We start from the raw sequence: 21,811 nt of genomic DNA on the forward strand, positions 1-21,811 counted from the left end.
GGCTCAAGGCCCGCTCTCTGAATTCTCATTTGTTTCCAGTGTTACATGATGCTGCCGAGAGACACCAGCAAGCCAGCAATCGTTCCGCTCATCAAGTTAGCAAGGATAGCTGCCAGAAGTGCTCGTACACCAATCTTGTTGAACTCTTTACGACGCGCTGGAGACATTGCACTCAAACCACCGATAACCATCGCCAATGAGCCGATGTTAGCAAAGCCACACAGTGCAAAAATGATGATTGCCTGAGTTTTCTCTGACAGCGCATCAGCCACATCTAGGAAGCTCACGTATGCCACGAATTCGTTGATAACAATCTTCTGACCAATTAAAGATGCTGCAGTAACCGCTTCATCCCAAGGCACACCCAGCAAGAACGCCAGTGGTGACAGCAAGTAGCCCAGAATCAACTGAACAGTGATACCTTCAAAGCCAATCAAGCCAGCCAGTGCACCCACGATGCCATTTAGCAATGCCGTTAGTGCAACAAATGAAATCAGCAGTGCGGTAACACATGCGACTTGCTGAAGACCAATCATCGAACCTTGAGTGATTGCATCCAACAAGGTTTCTGGCTCGTCGCCATTTTCTTCAACGGTCGCTTCGATGGTTTTCTTCGGCTCATCCACTTCAGGACAAAGCAGTTTCGCGAACAGTAGACCCGCAGGTGCAGTCATGAAACACGCAGTCAGGATGTATTTCACATCAATACCCAGATTGATGTAACCAATCATGGTGCCACCAGCCACCGATGCTAAACCACCGGCCATCACAGCGAACAACTCAGAGCGCGTCATGCTATGAACGAAAGGACGTACCAACGACGGTGCTTCAATTGGGCCAACAAAAATGTTTGCTGTCGCTGACATGGATTCTGCGTGGCTGGTACCCAGTACTTTTTTCAATGCACCGCCGATGACAGCAATCACTTTCTGCATAATTTTCAGATAGTAAAGCACAGAGATCAGCGCAGAAATGAAGATAACAACACACAAAACATTAATGACGAAAACAAAACCAACTTTGTATTTCGCCAAATCGCCAAAGGTGAATGCCAAGCCATCGTTTGCATAATTAATGACACTACCAACACCATCTGCGACGGTTTGGAGCATAGCTTGACCAAAAGGAACGTACATAACGAACGCACCAAACGCGACCTGAATAGCAAGTGCGCCACCAACAGTGCGAACGTTAATTTTCTTACGGTTATCGGATAGTAATACGGCGATAGCAATCAGGGATGCCATGCCGATAAGGCTCATGATGATACTCATAAACGGGATGATCTCTAGTGGGCAAAAAGCGTTAATCTAGCGAGTTTGTCGCTGCCGAGCGTGTTGTAACGTCGGCAGGATTTGAAAAGAAGGACACTTGTCCCTTTCGGTCAGTTTGCGAACAGATCGGACCAAATAAAGTGAGAAAGTGAGAGGATCATCATTAAAAACGAAACCGTTTGCGATCAGCAGTCTTCCAGCTCGTTTTTGAGGGCATCCAGGTTTGCTATACGGTAGGTGCTGCGTTTTTTATCCACCACGCCTTCGTCCACCAAGTCTTTAACCACGCGGCGAAACGCGCGAGTTGTCGCACCCAACTCACTGGCATGTTGGTCTGTTTTAAACTCAAACCAACCGTCATTCGCCTCCGCGGATTTATTCAGCATCACACGGATAATATTGAATCTCAGTGTATACAGAATATTGCTCAATGTATGACCAATGGATTCTTCATATCTTCCCGTCACTAACTGCAGGAAATTGAGGGCCATATCGGGCTGTTGAGCAACCGCCTCCAATAATTTTGCACGACTGATTTGATAACCATTTGCATCATTCAGCGCAGTCACGCTGAACACATACCGCCCCTCTGGCCGAAAGACTTCCATTTCACCTAACACTCCCGTGAACCCACGTTGAGAGTTCACTATATAGCGTTTCCCAGCGGGTGTTAGATAAGACACGGAAAAGTCACAGTTATTTATTAAAAACAACTGGTTAGCACTCTCACCTTGAACCACAAAGGTATCACCTTTATGAATTTTAAAAGGGCGACAAAAAGGTTGATTTAATAACGATTGGAAAAGCGAAGTTTGAGCCTGAAGAGACATACCATCACGTCTTAGTAAAACCATGAAAGACTCGTTTCCGTGAGTCGCCTAAAGGCAAAGCTCCGTTTTGTGGCATGGATAAGGTTGTTAACGGACAAGTGTCCTTTTTTCGAGTTGCACAACACCCTAGAGTAAGCGCGTCACAACATTATCCTTTAGGAGCTAAAATGGCAACTCCACATATCAATGCTAACCCAGGTGATTTTGCAGAAACGATTCTGATGCCGGGTGACCCGCAACGCGCTAAATACATTGCTGAGAACTTTTTAGAAGACGCAGTTCAAGTGACTGACGTTCGCGGCATGCTGGGCTTCACTGGTTTCTATAAAGGCAAAAAACTGTCTGTTATGGGCCATGGCATGGGTGCGCCATCTGCTTCTATCTACGTTCACGAGCTGATCAACCACTACGGCATCAAAAACCTTATCCGTATTGGCAGCTGTGGTGCAATCCATGATGATGTTAAGTTGATGGATTTGGTTATCGCAATGGGCGCATCAACGGATTCAAAAATGAACCGCACCCGCCTACGTGACCACGACTTCGCAGCAATCGCTAACTACGACATGCTGCGCACCGCAGTAGACGTAGCAAAAGAAAAAGAACTGTCTGTAAAGGTTGGTAACGTGTTCTCTTCTGACATGTTCTACCGTCCAGACGAAGACTTCTACCCACTTCTGGCAAAATACGGCGTGTACGGCGTTGAAATGGAAGTAAGTGCATTCTACAGCTTGGCGGCTGAGTTCGGTGTTCGCGCACTGGCAATCTGCACCGTGACTGACCACATTATCCGTCACGAAGGCCTAAGTGCCGAAGACCGTGTTACGACTCTGAATGACATGATCGGTCTGGCTCTGGATACAGCAGTTTCTCTATAAAAGTACACAAACATAGTATTTGGGTACAAACACAACAATACGTTAAAGGCAGGGTCTCCCCTGCCTTTTTGTTGTATCTAGGCAACTCAAGTGTTTTAGAAGATACAGTGCTTAGCGAAATCACCCGCTTCGCTGGCTGTCCAATCCCCTTTCGGTTTTTCTTTAAGATCATTACACCATTCTTTACTGCCTACTTCTGGCGAACAACCCGCCACAAACAGCATCACGAACACTGCTGCAATAAGTTTTTTCATCGTACTTCCTTGTTTCTTCTCATTCGATAGACCCGATATTCGCAAAAGTATCAGGTAACAGACTCCGCGACTGATCTCAAAGCCACAAAAAAATCCTAATCTGCAGGATTAATTACCGACAGCATCATCAAGATGCGCGGCATCAGACGCCACCAGTTGAAGTGATGCAAACTCACGGTACAAAGGGCTAGTATCCATCAACTCGCGATGCGTGCCGGTCGCCACTATATTGCCTTTATCAAGTACCAGTATGCGATCGGCATTCACGACTGTTGCGAGCCTGTGCGCAATCACCAGCGATGTTTTATTCTGCATTAAGGCATCGAGTGCGTGTTTCACATGGTGCTCACTGACTGCATCTAAGGCACTTGTTGCTTCATCAAGTAACAACACGGGACGGTCTGCCAAAATGGCGCGCGCAATCGAGATCCGTTGTTTCTGACCGCCCGACAAGCGCACACCACGCTCTCCCAGCTCAGTATGATAACCCTCAGGGAATTCAGAAATGAAACCATGGGCCGACGCTGCCTGGCAAGCACGCATCACTTCTTCAATTGATGCTTCCGGTTTGCCGTACCTGACGTTTTCAAACACGCTGGTTGCAAAGATCACTGACTCTTGCGGCACCAAAGCAAATTGCTCACGCAGACGCTTCAATGTTAGCTGCTTTATCGGCGAATCATCGATTCGAATGGTGCCGCTTTGCACGTCGAAGAAACGTTGAAGAAGCGCAAAAACGGAACTTTTCCCCGCCCCACTCGGCCCGACTAGCGCAACACGCTCGCCGGCCTTAATAGAAAAAGACAAAGATTGGAAAACGTTCTGGTTGCCCTTTCCTGGGTAGGCAAAGGTCACATCTTCAAATACCAAGTCGCCTTTGCCATGCTGAGGAAACACAATGGGTGAGGACGTTTCAACAATGTCTGGCTGCATGTCTGACAGCTCAATCAAACGCTCCGTTGCGCCAGCCGCGCGCTGAATGTCACCGATAACCTCACTGATTGTCGCGACACCACCCGCGACCAAAAGGGCATAAAACATAAAGGCCGACAGTTCACCAGCAGACAACGAGCCATCCAACACATTCAATGCGCCCACCCATGTCACGAGAATAATGGCGACAATACTTAACAGAACGACAGATGCCATTAACGTCGCGCGGTATCGAATGCGTAGTTTGGCTGCATCCATCACCGTTTCCACACGTGACTGGAATACCGAGGCCTCTGTTTGTTCGTGGTTATAAGACTGCACTGTGCGGATCTCATGCAGAGTTTCATCAACGTGCGCACCCAAATCGGCGACTTTGTCCTGACTCACGCGGGCGAGTTTGCGGACTCGTCTACCAAGCACACCAATTGGCACAAGAACAACAGGCACAGCAAGCAGTACCAATGCTGTTAACTTCACGCTGGTGATCCCCATCATCACCAACCCACCTAACACAGAGACTCCTGAGCGAAGTGCCATCGACAAACTGGAGCCAACAACGGTTTGAAGTAAAGTCGTATCCGCGGTAAATCGGCTGATAACCTCCCCTGTTCGTTCCTTGGCATAGAAGGAAGGCGTCAAAAGCAGAAGTTGCTGATATACACGAATGCGAATATCTGCACTCACGCGCTCACCCAGCCAACTCATTAAGTAGAAGCGGCAGAAGGTCGCGATGCCACTAACAAAGGTAATCGCGAGAATAACAAGGACGATTTGGTTTAGCTCAGAAGCATTGCCCGACAGAAAGCCTTCATCAACCACCAGCCTCACACCTTGCCCCAATGCAAGCCAACTCAGTGACCCCAAAAAGAGAAAGAACACCGCCGCGAGAACGCGGTTTTTATAAGGTTTTAGAAACGACGAGACCCAAGCCAAAATTGACCGAGTGTTATGGTGCTGAGAATTGCGGGAATCTGACACAAATCGTCCTGAAAAAACAAACGTTGGATTACCAACGTTTTACACTACTTTTACGCAGTTTGACGACCGATTATTTACAACACTGCGTAAAACTAGCGATGCAATCGGTGTGCGAGCACAATCTTTTCAATGCGATTTCCGTCAAACCAGTACACAATTCCGTTGACCTGATCGATAGCATTGTCGCCACTCACATCCTTTTTAAGAGCACGCTCTACTTTAGATCTACTATCCCCAATTTTAAGGTAATTTCGGTCTTTAAAGCTGCGATCGTAAATGATGATAGAGCGAACCTTTCCATCATGCTTATTCACGGCGGCATCAAACTTTCGATACCTAAACAGGGTAAATTTGTCCTTCTCAATGGTGCGCAATGCTTTACCGTGGAATTGCTTGAGGGATCGTTCAGTGGAGGAACCGACCTTTATTTTTTTATAGGTCGAATCGTAGTACATGTAATCAGCGGCGAACACGCTCCCCGTGTTCAAAAGTAGCGCGAGCATCATGCCCAGAATGTAACGCATTGGTATTCCTTACCTCCGTTGCACTTTTTGTCGTCGAGCACAAGCCTGTGCTAACCACCAATTGCAACATTCTAGAAGAGGAACACCAAACAGTTGTCTGTCACTCGGAAGGCAGCTCAACGAATTGAGGCATCAATTTCACTAAGCTTGCAGGATTAATCGACTTCTTCCCTATCCCCACGTTTGGTTTGGTACAACAGAAACGCGGCAGAAAGCCAGACTAAACAGGCCATGACAAACAATGTACCACCGTCATTGCCGACGACCTTTCCTGCCGCGTCAAAAGCAGGCTGGGCGACACCAATCGGCGTAAACAAGTGGAAGAAAATCGCCCCTGTCATGGTACCAATCGCCAGAAATGCGCCTAAAGCATGGAGACGGGTAAACAACAATACGGAGGCAATCAGTTCCACAATCCCCACCATGTAAGCACCGTATTGCCCAAACCACGCAAGTCCAGACCACTTACCTAACGTGCCAAAAATGAATTCTGTTTCCGGCGAGCCTGAAAACTTAAAGAAAAGCGATTGAACAAATACAAACGCAATAAAAATACTCAGTCCCCATTTTACGTATTTCATGGTTTCCCCGTTCAAAATATTGATTTCTCTTTAACAACCATAGAAAAGAACGAGGATTTATCTAATCGCTTTCAAACTAATAATGAGACGGGAGAAATAAAAAAAGCAGCCAAAAGGCTGCTTTTTCAGTATCCAAAATACTTAACGGTAACGACCTCGGCGGGCACTTTTGGCCTGCCCGGCCATTGCCACCAAGGTATGATTAGTGTGCGCGTGACAAATTGCCACCGCCAACGCATCTGCGGCATCGGCCTGTGGCGTCGCGGGTAACTTCAACATATGCACAACCATCGCCTGCACTTGTTTCTTATCCGCACTACCTTTACCGACAACGGCTTGCTTAATCAAGCGGGCTGCGTACTCACTGACGGGTAATCCCGCATTCACGGCAGCAACAATGGCACTGCCGCGCGCCTGACCCAGCTTCAATGCCGAATCCGCATTTCTTGCCATAAACACCTGCTCAATGGCAAACGTATCTGGCTGAAACTGGGTGATCACCTCACTCACACCCGCAAAGATTTGGCCAAGCTTTCCCGCTAAGTCTTCAGAATCTGTACGAATACAGCCACTACCAAGGTACTCTAAATTACGTCCTTGATGGCGGATCACGCCGTAGCCAGTGATCCGCGAACCCGGGTCAATCCCGAGAATAATTGCCACGAGCGGTTATTCCAATGTTGCTGCGACTTCGTCAGAGATCTCACCGTTGTGGTAAACCTCTTGAACGTCATCCAAATCTTCCAATGCATCGATAAGACGAAGCAATTTAGGGGCTGATGATTCATCAAGGTCAGCTTTCGTCGAAGGCACCAAGGTGACTTCTGCGTTTTGTGCTTCAAAGCCTGCCGCATCCAGTGCATCTTTGACCGAACCGAAATCAGCTGGCGTTGTGTAAACGTCGATAGAACCGTCATCATTGGTTTCAACATCGTCTGCGCCACCTTCCAGTGCCGCTTCCATGACTGCGTCTTCGTCCAGTCCTGGCGCGTAAGAAATTACCCCTTTCTTATCGAACAGGTAATTTACACTGCCGTCGGTACCTAAATTGCCACCCGCTTTTGAAAACGCATGACGAACACCAGACACAGTGCGGTTACGGTTATCAGTCATACATTCCACCATGACTGCCGTACCTGCAGGGCCGTAACCTTCATAGATCACGGTTTCCATGTTCTCGTCACCTTCACCACCCGCACCACGAGTCACCGCGCGGTTTACCGTGTCACGGGTCATGTTGTTCGACAGTGCCTTATCAATCGCAGCGCGAAGGCGTGGGTTGTTTTCTGGCTCAGGGCCGCCCTCTTTCGCCGCGACGGTGATTTCACGGATCAGTTTGGTGAAAATTTTGCCACGCTTTGCGTCTTGTGCCGCTTTACGGTGTTTGATGTTGGCGAATTTACTGTGACCTGCCATGTTTTCTCTCCTTACTTTACCCGTTGTCTGTAGGTGTTTAACGAAAACACCCAATCCTTAAGGTAAAGACATTCGATGTCTGGTTTTTACTTTGATAGAAACTTATAACAAAACAAACAAATACTTTCTGGGATAAACCCCATATCTGCTGGCTTTAGGTGTGTGGTTTAGAAACAAATAAGGCCAGATAATCTGGCCTTATTTATTCAGGTCTGTAGACCTTAGAAGAAATCAGTACGACTTACGCGTCGTTTTCTTCGTTTTTCTTCGCAGCTGCAGTTACTGCAATCGCAAGTTCTTCAAGCGATGCAGGGTTCGCAAGGCTTGGTGCGTCGGTCAGCAGACACGCCGCTGCGGTTGTTTTCGGGAACGCGATAACATCACGGATGTTCTCAGTGCCACACAGCAGCATAACCAAACGGTCAAGGCCGAATGCCAGACCAGCGTGTGGTGGCGTACCGTACTTCAGAGCTTCTAGCAGGAAGCCAAACTTCAGTTTCTGCTCGTCTGCATCGATACCCAGAATATCAAACACAACTGACTGCATGTCAGCGTTGTGAATACGCACAGAACCACCGCCTACTTCGTAGCCGTTTAGTACCATGTCGTATGCGTTAGAGTTAGCAGCCGCAGGGTTTGCGCGCAGCTCTTCTGCTGTCATGCCCAAAGGAGACGTGAATGGGTGGTGCATAGCATGCAGGTTACCCTCGTCGTCTTCTTCAAACATTGGGAAATCAACAACCCACAGTGGTGCCCACTTGTTGGTGTCAGTCAGGCCCATGTCAGTACCCAGCTTCAGACGCAGTGCGCCCAATGCTTCGGTAACCACTTTCTTGCTGTCAGCACCAAACAGGATGATATCGCCAGTTTCTGCGCCAGTACGCTCCAGAATACCGTTAACAACTTCTTCATTCAGGAACTTAGCAACAGGAGACTGAATGCCTTCCATGCCAGCTGCGCGGTCGTTTACTTTCAACCATGCCAGACCTTTCGCGCCGTAGATGCCAACGAACTTGGTGTAGTCGTCGATTTGCTTACGAGAAAGCTCAGCACCACCTGGTACACGGATAACCGCTACGCGACCTTTCGGGTCGTTCGCTGGGCCAGAGAACACTTTGAACTCAACGTCTTTCAGTAGGTCTGCAACGTCAACCATTTCCAGCGGGTTACGCAGGTCTGGTTTGTCAGAACCGAAACGACGCATTGCTTCTGCAAAAGTCATGGTTGGGAATTGACCCAGATCCACGTTCAGCAGCTCTTGCCACATGTCACGAACCATCTTCTCAGTCACTTCACGCACTTGGTCCGCGCTCATGAATGAGGTTTCGATATCGATTTGGGTGAATTCTGGCTGACGGTCTGCACGCAAATCTTCGTCACGGAAACATTTTACGATTTGGTAGTAACGGTCAAAACCAGACATCATCAGCAATTGCTTGAACAGCTGAGGAGACTGAGGCAGCGCGTAGAAGCTACCTTTGTGAACACGGCTTGGTACCAAGTAGTCACGTGCACCTTCTGGTGTCGCTTTCGTCAGTACAGGCGTTTCGATATCCAGGAAGCCATTTTCATCCAAGAAACGACGAACGAAGCTAGACGCTTTTGCACGCAGTTTAATGCGGTCGCTCATTTCTGGACGACGCAGATCAAGGTAACGGTGCTTCAGACGTTGCTCTTCAGAGTTGTTTTGGTTGAAGTCCAGTGGAAGTGGAGCTGCACGGTTGATGATCTCAACGCCGCTCGCCAGTACTTCAACTTCACCCGTAGCCATACCTTTGTTGATTTGGCTTTCAGGACGCAGGCGAACTTCACCCGTGATCTTGATACAGAATTCGTTACGCAGTTGGTTAGCAACCTCAAAGATATCTTTCATATCTGGGTCTACAACTACCTGAACGATACCTTCACGGTCACGCATATCGATAAAGATAAGACCGCCTAAATCGCGACGACGGTTAACCCAGCCGCATAGTTCTACAGTTTGCCCTGCTAGGGCTTTGTTCAGGTGACCACAATATTGGGTGCGCATATGAATTTCCCGATCTGTTACTAACTGTCCTTTCACGTCCGTAAACGCAAAGTATCGAATAAGAGGTTTGCAGAAAGCTCTGCTGACTTCCGCTGAGAGCTATCAAACAGCCAAAGTCTGAATATTTCAAAAAAGCGGGGTATTATAAAGGAAAATTTGAGCCTGCGGGAAATCAGTGCCAACTGAATCGATGAAAACCGCCCAATTGCGCAAAAAATCAGCACAGATTGACCTCGCCACACCATCGAATTAACAATAGTGGCTCACAAACACGAAAGGATTCTGTCTTGCAAACGCCGCTTTCCCAGCTGACCACACCACCACTTCGTCTCGGCATGACCCAATGGTCCCATAATGCATGGCAGCGTGAATTTTACCCTGCTGGCACCAAATCGGGTGACCGTCTTGCGCGTTATGCAGAAGTATTTAACACGGTTGAAGGCAATACGACGTTTTACGCCAGCCCTTCTCATGCCACAGTCGCGAATTGGAAAGCAGCCACCAGCGACGCGTTCCGCTTTACGTTTAAATTCCCTCAGCCAATTACGCACCAGATGATGTTGCGCCACTCTGATGCCATGGTGTCCGAATTCATTACCCTGATGCAGCCATTACACGAACGCATTGGGCTTTGGAAAATCCAACTACCTGCAGCGTTTGGGCCTGAACATCTCGCGGATTTGCAGCGGTTTTTAGCAGCAATGCCAGCCGCATTCAAAGTCGGTGTGGAAGTGCGTCACCCTGCGTTTTTTGCAAAGGGTGATGAAGAGAAAGCGTTGAACGCCATGCTGATCGAAGCGGGCGCGAACAGAATCATCATGGACAGCCGTCCCGTGTTTGCTGTCCCTGCGGATACCGATGCCTTGCTTGATGCACAACAGAAAAAACCGCGAGTCCCGGTACATGCTATCGCCACCGCAGACACTCCAATGGTGCGCTTTATTGGCGATCCCACATTGGAACGAAACGATCATTTCTTTGCAAATTGGCTATCGAAGATCCCAGTGTGGATCCATGAAGGGAAAACACCGTATCTGATGATCCACACGGCGAATAATGACCAAGCTCCGCAATTGGCAGAGCATTTTTATCAGTTGCTAGAAAAGCAGAACAATCTGCCACCTCTTTCGCCCGTTAAACCCGAGACACCAAGTGATGGACAGATTGCACTTTTATAATCAAATAGCTATTAGCAAAAAGCCATAACCAAATAGCGTGATTCAGCGTTAGAAATACCAGCTGATTTCTGCTTCCAGAAAGTCATCCTTTCTCAACGCGTAAACCGGGTCTGACGTATCGTTGGAATCAAATATCCTTCCTGTTACCGTCCAGCTCCAATCATTTGAGAAGCGACCGCTCGATTCGAGTCTCACCGTCCTAGAATCGGTATCGTCCAAATCGACGGTACCGCCAATCAAAAACTCCGTGCCGTCCAAGTCATTCAATACCCAGCGTAAACCTGCAAACACATCATTTTGCCCAGCGACGGGGGCGTCTTCACCACGGCTGTCATACAGGTATTCAACCAGAAAGCCTAGGTCTGTGATGCCATCATTCACACCGACATAGGTGTATTCAAACCCACCCGTAAAGGCCGTGTTTGAATCCAAGCTGAACCTGCGAATCGCTTCCGCTTTCCACAGCCAATCACCGTAGATAGCTTGAACATCCAAGCCGACTTGCGTCATCAATGCATAATATGGCGCGATATTGTTCGACAAGTTGTTCACGAAATACGGGTCACGGTTGGTACCATGAAAGCCACTCAGTCCCACATCCCACTCGTCATACGTCACCGCGTAACGTGCCGCGATATCGGGGTAGAACTCTTCATGGCTTGATTCGTAGTGCGCGTCTACATCCCCCATTCCAGGCACCGCCAAGCGACCGTCAGACGTTGAAAAAGTGCGCTCCCTGAAATACGGCAGGAGATACACATCAAGCAGGCTTTCGTCGAACTCCCAACCCATACTTATCATCGGCTGGCCAAGTTTTACTTCGCCATCAACGGCTTCTACAGCATCGGTTTGGTTAATCACGTCAACCAAATGCTGCGACTCCGTCACGCCCCAAAATACAATGCCTACGCCAAATCGTAACTCGTAGTTATCCTGATAATGCATCAGCAAGGCTTCGCGTACGTCCCCATGCGTCCTGTCATCATCGAGCGAGTCCCATCGAAAAAATGGGGAAAACACAAAGCTTGTGTTTCCCTCGTCTGATTCCCAATAGATTTCGGGCTCAATGGCAATAGAAGTTTGGCTTTTGTCCTGACCCTGCGCACCCGTTTCGGCAAATTGACGCTGCTGGAAAGACAACTCGCCTTCAACGTCAAAATACTCATAGGCGGTTAAAGGCAGCGCAGTTAACGCCATGGCTGCCCCTAATACTGCTGATTTCATCCGCCCTCCTAGCGCGCACGTTTGAGACTGGATTTCGAGAAATCTTTTTCTTTCAAGCCCGTGTTAAACGCCAATTTGCTCGTGGTTAGCGTTGTCACTTTGCCAGTCTGGTGGTTTTTCATCACCATTTCGTGCGCACGCCAATACTGATTGAGGTACTGCTGATAATCTTCGAAGGTCAGCGTCTTCAATAAGGTATCTCGGCGGTCATAGAATTCGACTTTCAAAGGACGATAGTGCTCTTTGTCCAACCACACTTTTTGACGTGTATACCCTGAGTATTTGTCGGTTGGAATTTGCTCAACAATATAGCTGTCCATTCCTTCTACCTGCGTATCCCCCAAGTAGTTGAAGGTGTATTTCTCCAACTCAAAGGAGCTCAGATCTTCATAGGCAAACTCACTTCCCATAAACGGACCCGACTTGTTACGAGAAGCAATACGCTTCACGCGTTTCAACGCTGGCAGATAAAGCCACTGGTCATCAGGCCCTTCTACGTGTGAGTAGTTAAGGAAAACCGTTCCGCGCACATCACGGGGTTCATCAAAGATGGTCAGCCCTTTGTCGCCATCATTGGCAATTTCTAGGGTATTGATGCGAAGTTTGCGCTCACTGGTATCACCGGCGGCGTTCTGCAACATCATGCTCAGTTCGGAAACGGTATCTCCCCACCCTTCATCACGCTGCTTTCGCTCTTTGGCAATTTCCAAGCCGCGCACTTCATCAGCCACAAGCGGCAAAGACACACTGGTCAGGCTCAATGCTACGACGACAGCCTGAGAAATCTTTTTAATCATGCTCATTGTTCACTCCTTGAATATTATTGCGCGGTTTGTGTCGCCAGTTCTTCTGATTCACGTGCATAAGGTTTGCGGTCAGCCACCAACAGAACCGCTGGCAGCAAGACGAAATCGACAACAAGGGCGATGAAAATCACCATCGCACTCAACATGCCCATATCCGCATTAAGACGGAACACTGAGGTCGCCAGTACGCTAAAGCCCGCCACCAACACCACGGTCGTTATCCAAAGTGCGCGACCTACCGTGCTAAACGCATAGCGGATCCCATCTTCCACATTGCGACCTTGCAAACGGGCGTAGCGGTATTTCGAGAGGAAATGCACGGTGTCATCAACCACGATGCCCAACGTCAGTGTGATAACAATGGAAAGACCAAGGTTAATCTGACCGGAAACCACCGCCCATAAGCCAAAACCGATGATGGCAGGCACCAAATTCGGCACCAAACTGATGGCTCCTAATCGCCATGAGCGCAGTGCAAACACCAGCAAGCCTGAAATAAGAACCAATGCGATAGGCAAGGTTTTCAGCATGCTTGCCATGTTGGTTTCGCCAATGTGCGCAAACATCAGGTTAGGGCCGGAAGAAACCATTTCGTATTGCGCGGCGTTCGCAGCAAACCAATTGTCCATGCGGGTTTCCAGCTCAATAAGCTCTACGCTACCGAGGTTATCGATGGTCAGTAGTAACTTGACTGCTGACTTGTCGATGTTGACTTCGTTGTTGAGATCGAGGCCGTAAGGCAGTGACATTTCATACAACAGCAGGTATTGCGCAGCGAGCTCGGGGTTCGTTGGCAGACGGTAGTAAGCGTTATCATCTCCATGCATGTTCTTGTTCAAACGCTTAAAGGTATCGGTAATTGAAGCAACGTGATCGACTTCAGGCTGGGCGCGAAGCCAAGTTGTAAATTCATCTACCCCTTTAAGGAACACAGGCTTAGTGATCCCTTGCGGTGCACCCGATTTGATAGAAATACTGATAGCCGTTGTGCCACTGATGTTCTCTTCCATAAAGTCTGCGGCCTGGCGGAAGGTATTTTCAGGTCCAAAGTACTCAACAGAGTTGTCATTAACTTGGTTTTGCACCATCAAAGACGCTGAAATCGCCACCACGACCACACTCACAGGCAGAATCAATTTATGCTGCTTAATGACAGTGTTGGCAATCCACGCCATGACTTTGTTGCCACCCGTTTTGGCGGGTTTTACTTTCATTGGCATCAACTTGAGCATTGCCGGAAGCAAGGTGACAGACAAGAAGAACGCGATCATCACACCCACAGCAGCAAGGTTCCCCATGTCACGCAGTACCGGAGAGTCCGAGGCGTTCATCATCAAGAAACCGATAGATGTGGTGACGGACGTAATAAGCAGCGCGAGGAAGTTAACGCGCAATGCATAAGTGATCGCCGCATTTTTGTCTTTGCCTTCTCTCAGGGCATGCACATAGGAAGTAATCAAGTGGACACAATCGGCGACGGCAAGCGTCATGATCAGTGTCGGCACGTTCACCGTACCGTTGTTGAGGTAATGTCCCACCCAACCAAGCAGTCCCATGGTGCTGACGATAGTAAGCACTATCACCACCAAGGTCGCAGCCACAAATTTCCATGAGCGCAGCATTAATCCGAGGAAAACCAGAATCACAAGAAACATCATTGGAACGAGTGTATTTCCGTCATCCATCGCTGCGGCGGCAAACGCTTTATTCATCGCAATGATGCCACCAAGGTGAAAATCGACGTTCGGGTATTCCGCGCCCGCTTTGGCAAGCAGACTGTCTGTGAATGCCGCAATTTCATTAACCTGAACGGTTTGATCGCCATTCGGCAATTGGAAGGTAATCGTAACGACCGACACGCTGCCGTCTTGAGAAACCGCAGAGTTCACTAGGCGCGGTTCGTTCAAGGCAATATCACGAATGTATGCCCGCCTCGCCGCGTCTAACGCTATGTAGTCAGCAGCAAGATCTTCCACCAGCAAGTCATCTAACTCTGCGGAGGTATGTTGGTAGTTGGTGATTGAGTCGACACGGCTTGCAAAGGGGGTTTGCCATGCCTCTTCTGTGAGGTATTGGATCAACGACAGGTTTTCTTGCGTAAACACATCACCGTTTTCAGGCGCGACGACAATCGCAAGGGTGTCCGTTTTGTTGAAGGTCGCTTCAAGCTCTTTAAACGCTTGAAGTTGCGGGTTACCTTCATCGAAAAAGATTTGGTAGTCTCCACGGAAGTAAAGCTTAGAGGCTCCAAATGCCGCTAATAGCGAAATAAACACGCTAAGGAACAAGAACAGCCAAGGCCGTGCGGTTGGCCATTGGGATAAATCACGTTTCATCACACTCTCCATTTGTGACGATCCGTCATATACTCTGATTAAAAAAACCAGCTTAGCTGGTTTACTACTTCCCTGACAGATTCTGTGAATTTGACGTTTCGTCAAACCCCATTCTAAAAAAAGCACTCAGTGCTTTAGATGGTATTCACAGCATATATGACGATTCGTCATTGCTGACTTTTCGTCAATATAGGGCAACATTTAGGCAATGTGAAGGTGTTTTTGACGAAACGTCACAATTCAGAAGATTGATTTAATAAAGCAATCTCTTCAGAGAATAATTCTCTTTGAGCGCGATTCCACGTTTCTTGATAATCGAATTCGGTAGAAAGCGGTTGCCAACCCAAACCATCGAGAAGCAAGTTAATGTTCAACAGGACGACATTGGTATTGAGCTGACGGGTAATGCAGCTGCTGTGTTGCGCGTTATTTACCAACGCGTTGGTGCCAAAGCCCATTGCCCAGTTAGCAAAAACAACATTGTCTTTAGACACGCCTTCACGCATGGTCAAATCCCCTGCATCCAGACCCGCCTGTACAAAGGCATCACCAATCGCAACAGCGATTTCTTCCAATTGATCTAGCTTTTGCAGTCGAGATGGCGCACTTTTTTCCGTTACGGCCGGCGTTCGGCTGACAAGCGCACACATGGCAAGAATGGGCTCTAGCTGAGAAAACACAAAATAGCCTGCATGCATCGCGATGCACTTTTCACGGCTGGTACCGTTAAAATCCAGTGCTCGCTTAAACATAGGTAATTCGCGGCTTAAGGCTTCGATAGCCAATGCAGCAATTAAGTCTTCTTTACTATTGAAGTGGTTGTATACCGTACCTTTGGAATATGGGCTCGCGGCGGCGACTTTATCCATCGTCAATTGAGCGAACCCCTCTCGCGCAACCACAGAGCGTGCGATATCAAGCAGTTCTTTCTCTCGCGCTTTCACCGCTATCTGTTTGCGGCTCAAGGTGTCTTCGTGTTCACCATTGAGGTCGATCAGCACATTGTCGATAGTTTGGTCTAACATAGTGAATTCCCAAATAAGATCTCTGCACTTATAGCACGGTTAATATCGAAACTAAAAACGACACAGCGAATTAAGTGAGAAGTTTTTGACCAATTTCAAGGCTATTCGTTGGCAAAGGACTCGTCTGTCTAGAGACAAATCATGCAAAATTCACTACAATACGCGCCTTTTTGGTGTTGGACGGACCCCGACACCACAGATTTAACAGAGCACAGTACGTTAGGAAGTTGAAAACGGACCTATGTGCGCCAATTTAAGGCAGGTTCAGATGGCCAATCGCGATAACATTTTTGCTGCGCCGATTGAAAAACTGGGTGACTTTACGTTTGATGCAAACGTTGCCGAAGTTTTTCCGGACATGATTCAACGTTCGGTACCCGGCTACAGCAATATTATCTCAGCGATCGGTATGCTGGCAGAGCGCTATGCGACCGAAGGTTCGAACATCTACGATCTAGGTTGTTCACTGGGTGCCGCCACGCTGTCTATGCGCCGTCATATCAAAGCAGCAAATTGCACCATTGTGGGTGTTGATAATTCTCCCGCCATGGTTGAACGCTGCAAACTGCACGTGAACGCATACCGTTCAGATACGGACGTACAGATCATTGAAGACGACATCCGTAACGTTGACATTCAAAACGCCTCCGTGGTGGTACTGAACTTCACGCTTCAGTTTTTGAACCCGACTGACCGCCAAGCTTTGCTTGAGAAAATTTACGCAGGCTTAAAACCAGGCGGCATTTTGATCCTGTCAGAGAAATATAGCTTTGCGGATGAAACCGCAAATGAACTTCTGATAGACCTGCACCACGACTTTAAACGCGCTAACGGTTACAGCGAGTTGGAAATCAGCCAAAAACGCAGCGCATTGGAAAATGTGATGAAGCCTGACACCATCGACTGTCACAAGCAGCGTTTGAGCAGTATCGGCTTCAGCAGCACCGCTGTGTGGTTCCAGTGCTTTAACTTTGGTTCCATGTTCGCCATCAAATAATGTTGAACGTCGGTGTGTCACGGCCTCGTAGATACATCGACATAAATAGAAAGAATATCCATGTTCGATTTTTCAGATTTTTACCAACTGATCGCCAAGAACCGTCTTCAAAACTGGCTGAACATCTTGCCAGCGCAGTTGACCGAGTGGCAAAACCAACCACACGGCGACTTGCCGAAGTGGATGCGTGTGCTTAAAAAAATCCCAACCGATGCACCGTCAACGTTCGACATTAAAGACAGCGTCACCATTGGTACGGACAACGAATTGCCAGAAGGTCTTCGCGCAAAATATGAAAGCCTGCTGCGTTCTTTCCACCCTTGGCGCAAAGGCCCATACCATGTTCATGGCATTCACATTGATACCGAATGGCGCTCAGACTGGAAATGGGATCGCGTTCTGCCGCACATCTCACCACTGAAAGGCCGTTACGTGCTAGATGTAGGCTGTGGCAATGGCTATCACATGTGGCGCATGCTGGGTGAAGGTGCGGAGCTGACAGTCGGTATCGACCCGTCTGAATTATTCTTGGTTCAGTTTGAAGCGATTCGCCGCCTAATGGGCAACGACCAACGTGCCCATTTGCTGCCTTTGGGCATTGAGAAACTGCCTGAACTGAAAGCCTTCGACACCGTCTTCAGCATGGGTGTTCTTTACCACCGCCGCTCGCCACTTGACCATTTGATTCAACTGAAAAATCAGTTGGTGAAAAACGGTGAATTGGTACTAGAAACACTGGTTATCGATGGTGACGAAAACGCAGTACTTGTGCCATTCAACCGCTACGCGCAAATGCACAATGTGTACTTCTTCCCTTCTGCAAAAGCACTGAAAGTGTGGCTGGAAAAAATCGGCTTTGTAGACGTACGAATTGTGGATGAATGTGTCACCACAGCAGACGAACAGCGCACCACCGGTTGGATGACGCACAACTCGTTACCGGACTATCTTGATCCAAACGATCTGTCAAAAACGATTGAAGGTTACCCAGCACCTAAGCGCGCCATTTTGGTTGCGCGAAATCCTGACTAACCTATGACATTGGGTGCTTCTCGCACCCTTTTTTTCAAGATAAACTAAACTCCCTAAATTCAATTCCTTAATCTCTCAGCACGGAGCTCCATATGCTAACTCGCAGCGGATTGCTGATTCTATTCTCTGCCGTTCTTTCTGGCTGTAGCCTGACATCACAAGAACAACACCAGCAAACCTTGGACGCAATCAACAACATAGAAACCAATCTTAAGACCGACTATGTCGCGCTTAACGACAACCTCTCCACGCAACAATCACGAATAGCAACATTGGAACAACAAGTTGCGGATATGTCCGACACACTAAAAGTGGTCAGCAACACCCAAGCACGCCAAGTGGCTAACGAGCCAGAGCCAAAAGTGGTGTACGTGGACAGAGAGATCCCAGTGCCACAAGCGCAAAACAAAGCGATTCTTGGCGAAACAGAATGGGTGTGGATTGACGCCGCGAATTCAAACTACAAAGCGCGCGTAGACACCGGAGCAACCACGTCTTCACTGAACGCCACTGACATTCAAGAATTCGAGCGTGACGGAAAAACCTGGGTCAGCTTTAAACTGGCTCACACCGAACCGAATAAAGAAAACAACGAAGCTGCATTGCCTGTGGCAACCATTGAAGCCCCAGTAAGACGCTGGGTGAAAATCCGTCAGGCATCGGCTGAAGAACTAGAACGCCGCCCTGTTGTCGAACTCCGTATTCGTCTTGGTGAACTCCATGAGAAAACCCAGTTCACATTGGCCGACCGCTCTCAAATGGAATTCCCTGTGCTGCTGGGACGCGAGTTTTTTAAAGACATCGCCGTGGTTGACGTTAGTCAGTCATACATTCATCCAAAGTTTGCCGCTGAACAGAAATAACGCACGGTTGACTGTGCGAGCAATGAGGAAAAAATGACTTCACGCATCCCCTTTTATCTACTCATCAGTCTGCTGATCATCGTGGGAATGGGCATGAGCATCTACCGTCACGATGTGTACGGTGTGCCATGGACAGCAGGACAGAAACATCAAGTATGGGAAGTGGAAGCCCGTGTTGAATTTGACGCTAAGGGTGAACCGGTTAAGGTTTCTTTAGCTACCCCTGACACCCAACAAGGTTTTACCTTGATCAATGAAAACACCAGCTCTCCGGGCTACGGTTTTGCATTGGTAAATACTGACAATGGGCGTCGTGCGGAATGGACAAAACGCGAAGCGTTTGGCCAACAAATCCTGTATTTCAAAAACCAAATGCTGGTTGATGAAAATGCTAACGTGCCAACCGAACCACCGCTGGGTGCAGTCACGCCCGTTGCGCTTGATGGCCCCATCAAAACCGCTGCCGACGCCATGCTGGATCAAGCGAGAGCGCGTTCCGCGGATAACGCAACACTAACGCGCGAGCTGATCAAGCAGTTCAACGACAAAGACAGCCAGAACGCAGCACTCATTACCAAAGAGATGAGCAAAGCAAACGCGATTGTTGCCATTCTCTCGCTGGAAGGTATTCATGGTCGCGTTGTTGGCGCACTTCAGTTAGAAGACGGTCGCCGTCGCCAAAACATCATTCCGATGGTCGAGATTTGGAACAACACCAATTGGCAGTTATTCAACATCGAAACTGGCGCAGAAGGCTCACCTGATAACCTGCTGCTTTGGAACGAAAAAGGCATGCCACTGCTGGAAGTGATGGGCGGTACCAATAGCCAAGTCAGCTTCTCGATTATTTCTCAGGACATTAGCCCTCAACAGGCAACCAACGAGAAAATCCAAGCGGAAAGCCTGCTGAACTTCTCCATTCACAGTTTGCCAATCGAAGAACAGGCGATGTTTAAAACCATCATGCTTGTGCCAATCGGTGCTCTGATAGTGGTCCTTCTGCGTGTGTTGGTGGGTCTGAAAACCTCGGGCACCTTTATGCCAGTATTGATTGCAGTCGCTTTCGTACAAACCCAACTCGTGCCGGGCATTGTCGGCTTCTTGCTGATCGTCGGTACAGGCCTGATTATTCGAAGTTACCTGTCGCGGCTTAACTTGCTTCTCGTGGCGCGAATATCGGCGGTTATCATCACGGTTATCATGATCATCTCGGTATTTACCGTGGTGGCCTTTAAGATTGGCTTGGTAGAAGGCTTATCCATTACCTTCTTCCCAATGATCATTCTGTCTTGGACCATCGAGCGTATGTCGATTCTTTGGGAAGAGGAAGGCGCGAAGGAAGTTATCGTACAAGGTGGTGGTTCACTGCTGACCGCCGTACTGGTTTACCTTGCGATGACCAACGAACTGGTTCGCCACATCACGTTCAACTTCATCGGTATTCAGCTAGTGATTCTGGCTGTGATCCTGATGCTCGGTAACTACACAGGTTACCGCCTGAGCGAGCTTAAGCGCTTTAAACCGCTGGTGAAGGACTAAACCTATGTTTAGTTTTCTAGAAAAGTACACTTCACCCTTTAAGCTAAGCCGCGCCGGTATTATGGGCATGAACCGCCGTAATATCAGCTATATTGGCCGCTACAACAACCGCAAACTGTTCCCCTTGGTCGATAACAAGCTTAAAACCAAGCGTATCGCACAACAGGCTGGGGCAACCGTGCCTGAGTTGATTGGCGTTCTTAGCGAGCAACACAGTGTGCCTTCAATCCACGAGATGGTAAAAGACTGGCCGGGCTTTGTAATAAAGCCTGCTCAGGGCTCGGGCGGTAAAGGCATACTGGTGGTGACCTCAAACAAAGATGGCGTTTATAAAAAGCCATCAGGGTCCGAGGTCAGCAAGCAGGAAGTCGAGCGTCACATCACCAACACACTAGCGGGTTTGTTCTCGCTCGGTGGTAAAAACGACGTGGCTGTGGTGGAAAACCTCATTCAATTCGATGACGTGTTCGACGGCTTCAGCTACGAAGGTGTGCCTGATATTCGTGTTATCGTGTTCAAAGGTTACCCTGTCATGGCGATGATGCGTTTGTCGACATCTGCGTCAGACGGTAAAGCTAACCTTCATCAAGGTGCTGTCGGTGTAGGCATCGACATCGCAACGGGTAAAGCACTGCGCGCTGTGCAATTTAACCGCCCCATAGAGCATCATCCTGATACAGGTCGACTGCTCAATGAATTAGTCGTTCCCCACTGGGAGTTACTGCTAACACTGGCAGCAAGTGCATGGGAAATGACAGGATTAGGCTATCTGGGTACCGATATGGTACTTGATAAAGTGCAAGGCCCAATGGTGCTGGAGCTTAACGCTAGACCGGGTTTGGCGATTCAAATCGCTAACGGCTGTGGGTTGCTGCCAAGGCTTCGTCATATCGAAGCACTGGGCGAAACAGCAACACCGACCACGCCAGCCGATCGTGTCGCTTACGTGTCCAAACACTTCCACGGTACCCATACGCCGGGACATAAAAATTAGAAAATCGGGCTTCGGCCCGATTTTTTGTTTTCCGGTTTCACGAAACCTCATCCTCTTTCATTTCCCCCTTTACCCCTGCCCTTTTCTTTCTGTAAGCTCATTTTATATCAACGAACAAGG

At 48.5% G+C, this 21,811-nt stretch carries 20 protein-coding genes; 7 read left to right on the forward strand and 13 right to left on the reverse strand.

Annotated elements, in window-relative coordinates:
* Positions 1 to 41 precede the first annotated feature (41 nt).
* Both LRP49_RS15260 and LRP49_RS15265 read right to left on the reverse strand, forming a co-directional pair.
* On the reverse strand, positions 42 to 1,274 hold the full coding sequence (locus tag LRP49_RS15260) for a NupC/NupG family nucleoside CNT transporter (RefSeq protein ID WP_274143169.1): 1,233 nt from the start codon (positions 1,272 to 1,274) through the stop codon (positions 42 to 44).
* Positions 1,275 to 1,459: 185 nt separating this feature from the next.
* Entirely contained in the window at positions 1,460 to 2,128 is a 669-nt protein-coding gene (locus LRP49_RS15265) for a Crp/Fnr family transcriptional regulator (RefSeq protein WP_274143170.1), read from the reverse strand.
* Between the two features lie 143 nt (positions 2,129 to 2,271).
* Here LRP49_RS15265 and deoD point away from each other — a divergent pair, with 143 nt between their 5' ends.
* Positions 2,272 to 2,982, forward strand: coding sequence for a purine-nucleoside phosphorylase (gene deoD / locus LRP49_RS15270; protein WP_274143171.1), 711 nt, complete (start codon positions 2,272 to 2,274; stop codon positions 2,980 to 2,982).
* Between the two features lie 95 nt (positions 2,983 to 3,077).
* Here deoD and LRP49_RS15275 read toward each other — a convergent pair whose 3' ends face one another.
* The 7 genes from LRP49_RS15275 to aspS form a co-directional block, all read right to left on the reverse strand.
* Complete coding sequence (locus tag LRP49_RS15275) at positions 3,078 to 3,206, reverse strand: DUF3012 domain-containing protein (RefSeq protein WP_420791593.1); 129 nt, start codon at positions 3,204 to 3,206, stop codon at positions 3,078 to 3,080.
* A 138-nt stretch (positions 3,207 to 3,344) separates the two neighbouring features.
* The gene (locus LRP49_RS15280) at positions 3,345 to 5,147 is read right to left on the reverse strand and encodes an ABC transporter transmembrane domain-containing protein (RefSeq protein ID WP_274143173.1); all 1,803 of its coding nucleotides are present in this window, start codon (positions 5,145 to 5,147) and stop codon (positions 3,345 to 3,347) included.
* A 92-nt stretch (positions 5,148 to 5,239) separates the two neighbouring features.
* A complete protein-coding gene (locus tag LRP49_RS15285; RefSeq protein ID WP_274143174.1) occupies positions 5,240 to 5,671 on the reverse strand; it encodes a hypothetical protein in 432 nt (143 codons plus the stop codon).
* Between the two features lie 155 nt (positions 5,672 to 5,826).
* The gene (locus LRP49_RS15290) at positions 5,827 to 6,252 is read right to left on the reverse strand and encodes a hypothetical protein (protein ID WP_274143175.1); all 426 of its coding nucleotides are present in this window, start codon (positions 6,250 to 6,252) and stop codon (positions 5,827 to 5,829) included.
* Between the two features lie 141 nt (positions 6,253 to 6,393).
* Complete coding sequence (gene ruvC, locus LRP49_RS15295; RefSeq protein WP_274143176.1) at positions 6,394 to 6,915, reverse strand: crossover junction endodeoxyribonuclease RuvC; 522 nt, start codon at positions 6,913 to 6,915, stop codon at positions 6,394 to 6,396.
* Positions 6,916 to 6,921: 6 nt separating this feature from the next.
* Positions 6,922 to 7,668, reverse strand: a complete 747-nt coding sequence (locus tag LRP49_RS15300) for a YebC/PmpR family DNA-binding transcriptional regulator (protein ID WP_274143177.1) — start codon at positions 7,666 to 7,668, stop codon at positions 6,922 to 6,924.
* 241 nt (positions 7,669 to 7,909) lie between these two features.
* Positions 7,910 to 9,697, reverse strand: coding sequence for an aspartate--tRNA ligase (aspS, locus tag LRP49_RS15305; RefSeq protein WP_274143178.1), 1,788 nt, complete (start codon positions 9,695 to 9,697; stop codon positions 7,910 to 7,912).
* A gap of 335 nt (positions 9,698 to 10,032) precedes the next feature.
* Between aspS and LRP49_RS15310 the strand changes: the two genes are divergently transcribed.
* Positions 10,033 to 10,875 (forward strand): DUF72 domain-containing protein, encoded by an 843-nt coding sequence (locus LRP49_RS15310; RefSeq protein WP_274143289.1) that lies wholly within the window; start codon positions 10,033 to 10,035, stop codon positions 10,873 to 10,875.
* A gap of 48 nt (positions 10,876 to 10,923) precedes the next feature.
* On the opposite strand, the gene LRP49_RS15315 is transcribed toward LRP49_RS15310, so the two are convergent.
* From LRP49_RS15315 to LRP49_RS15330, 4 genes are all read right to left on the reverse strand, one after another.
* Positions 10,924 to 12,099, reverse strand: a complete 1,176-nt coding sequence (locus tag LRP49_RS15315) for a hypothetical protein (protein ID WP_420791589.1) — start codon at positions 12,097 to 12,099, stop codon at positions 10,924 to 10,926.
* A gap of 8 nt (positions 12,100 to 12,107) precedes the next feature.
* Complete coding sequence (locus LRP49_RS15320) at positions 12,108 to 12,902, reverse strand: outer membrane lipoprotein-sorting protein (protein WP_274143179.1); 795 nt, start codon at positions 12,900 to 12,902, stop codon at positions 12,108 to 12,110.
* 17 nt (positions 12,903 to 12,919) lie between these two features.
* On the reverse strand, positions 12,920 to 15,253 hold the full coding sequence (locus LRP49_RS15325; protein ID WP_420791590.1) for an efflux RND transporter permease subunit: 2,334 nt from the start codon (positions 15,251 to 15,253) through the stop codon (positions 12,920 to 12,922).
* A 221-nt stretch (positions 15,254 to 15,474) separates the two neighbouring features.
* Complete coding sequence (locus LRP49_RS15330) at positions 15,475 to 16,266, reverse strand: TetR/AcrR family transcriptional regulator (RefSeq protein ID WP_274143181.1); 792 nt, start codon at positions 16,264 to 16,266, stop codon at positions 15,475 to 15,477.
* Positions 16,267 to 16,534: 268 nt separating this feature from the next.
* On the opposite strand from LRP49_RS15330, the gene cmoA reads away from it, so the two are divergent.
* The 5 genes from cmoA (at position 16,535) to LRP49_RS15355 (ending at position 21,691) form a co-directional block, all read left to right on the forward strand.
* Positions 16,535 to 17,263 (forward strand): carboxy-S-adenosyl-L-methionine synthase CmoA, encoded by a 729-nt coding sequence (cmoA, locus tag LRP49_RS15335; RefSeq protein ID WP_274143182.1) that lies wholly within the window; start codon positions 16,535 to 16,537, stop codon positions 17,261 to 17,263.
* Between the two features lie 60 nt (positions 17,264 to 17,323).
* The gene (cmoB, locus tag LRP49_RS15340; RefSeq protein ID WP_274143183.1) at positions 17,324 to 18,295 is read left to right on the forward strand and encodes a tRNA 5-methoxyuridine(34)/uridine 5-oxyacetic acid(34) synthase CmoB; all 972 of its coding nucleotides are present in this window, start codon (positions 17,324 to 17,326) and stop codon (positions 18,293 to 18,295) included.
* 92 nt (positions 18,296 to 18,387) lie between these two features.
* On the forward strand, positions 18,388 to 19,158 hold the full coding sequence (locus tag LRP49_RS15345; protein ID WP_274143184.1) for an ATP-dependent zinc protease family protein: 771 nt from the start codon (positions 18,388 to 18,390) through the stop codon (positions 19,156 to 19,158).
* A 33-nt stretch (positions 19,159 to 19,191) separates the two neighbouring features.
* The gene (locus LRP49_RS15350; RefSeq protein WP_274143185.1) at positions 19,192 to 20,697 is read left to right on the forward strand and encodes an inactive transglutaminase family protein; all 1,506 of its coding nucleotides are present in this window, start codon (positions 19,192 to 19,194) and stop codon (positions 20,695 to 20,697) included.
* A 4-nt stretch (positions 20,698 to 20,701) separates the two neighbouring features.
* Positions 20,702 to 21,691 carry an alpha-L-glutamate ligase-like protein gene (locus LRP49_RS15355; protein WP_274143186.1) on the forward strand — a complete coding sequence of 330 codons (990 nt, stop codon included), beginning with the start codon at positions 20,702 to 20,704 and terminating at the stop codon, positions 21,689 to 21,691.
* Positions 21,692 to 21,811: the final 120 nt, after the last annotated feature.

It is taken from the genome of Enterovibrio qingdaonensis, from assembly GCF_028683135.1.
In the GTDB taxonomy this organism is placed as follows: Bacteria; Pseudomonadota; Gammaproteobacteria; order Enterobacterales; family Vibrionaceae; genus Enterovibrio; species Enterovibrio qingdaonensis.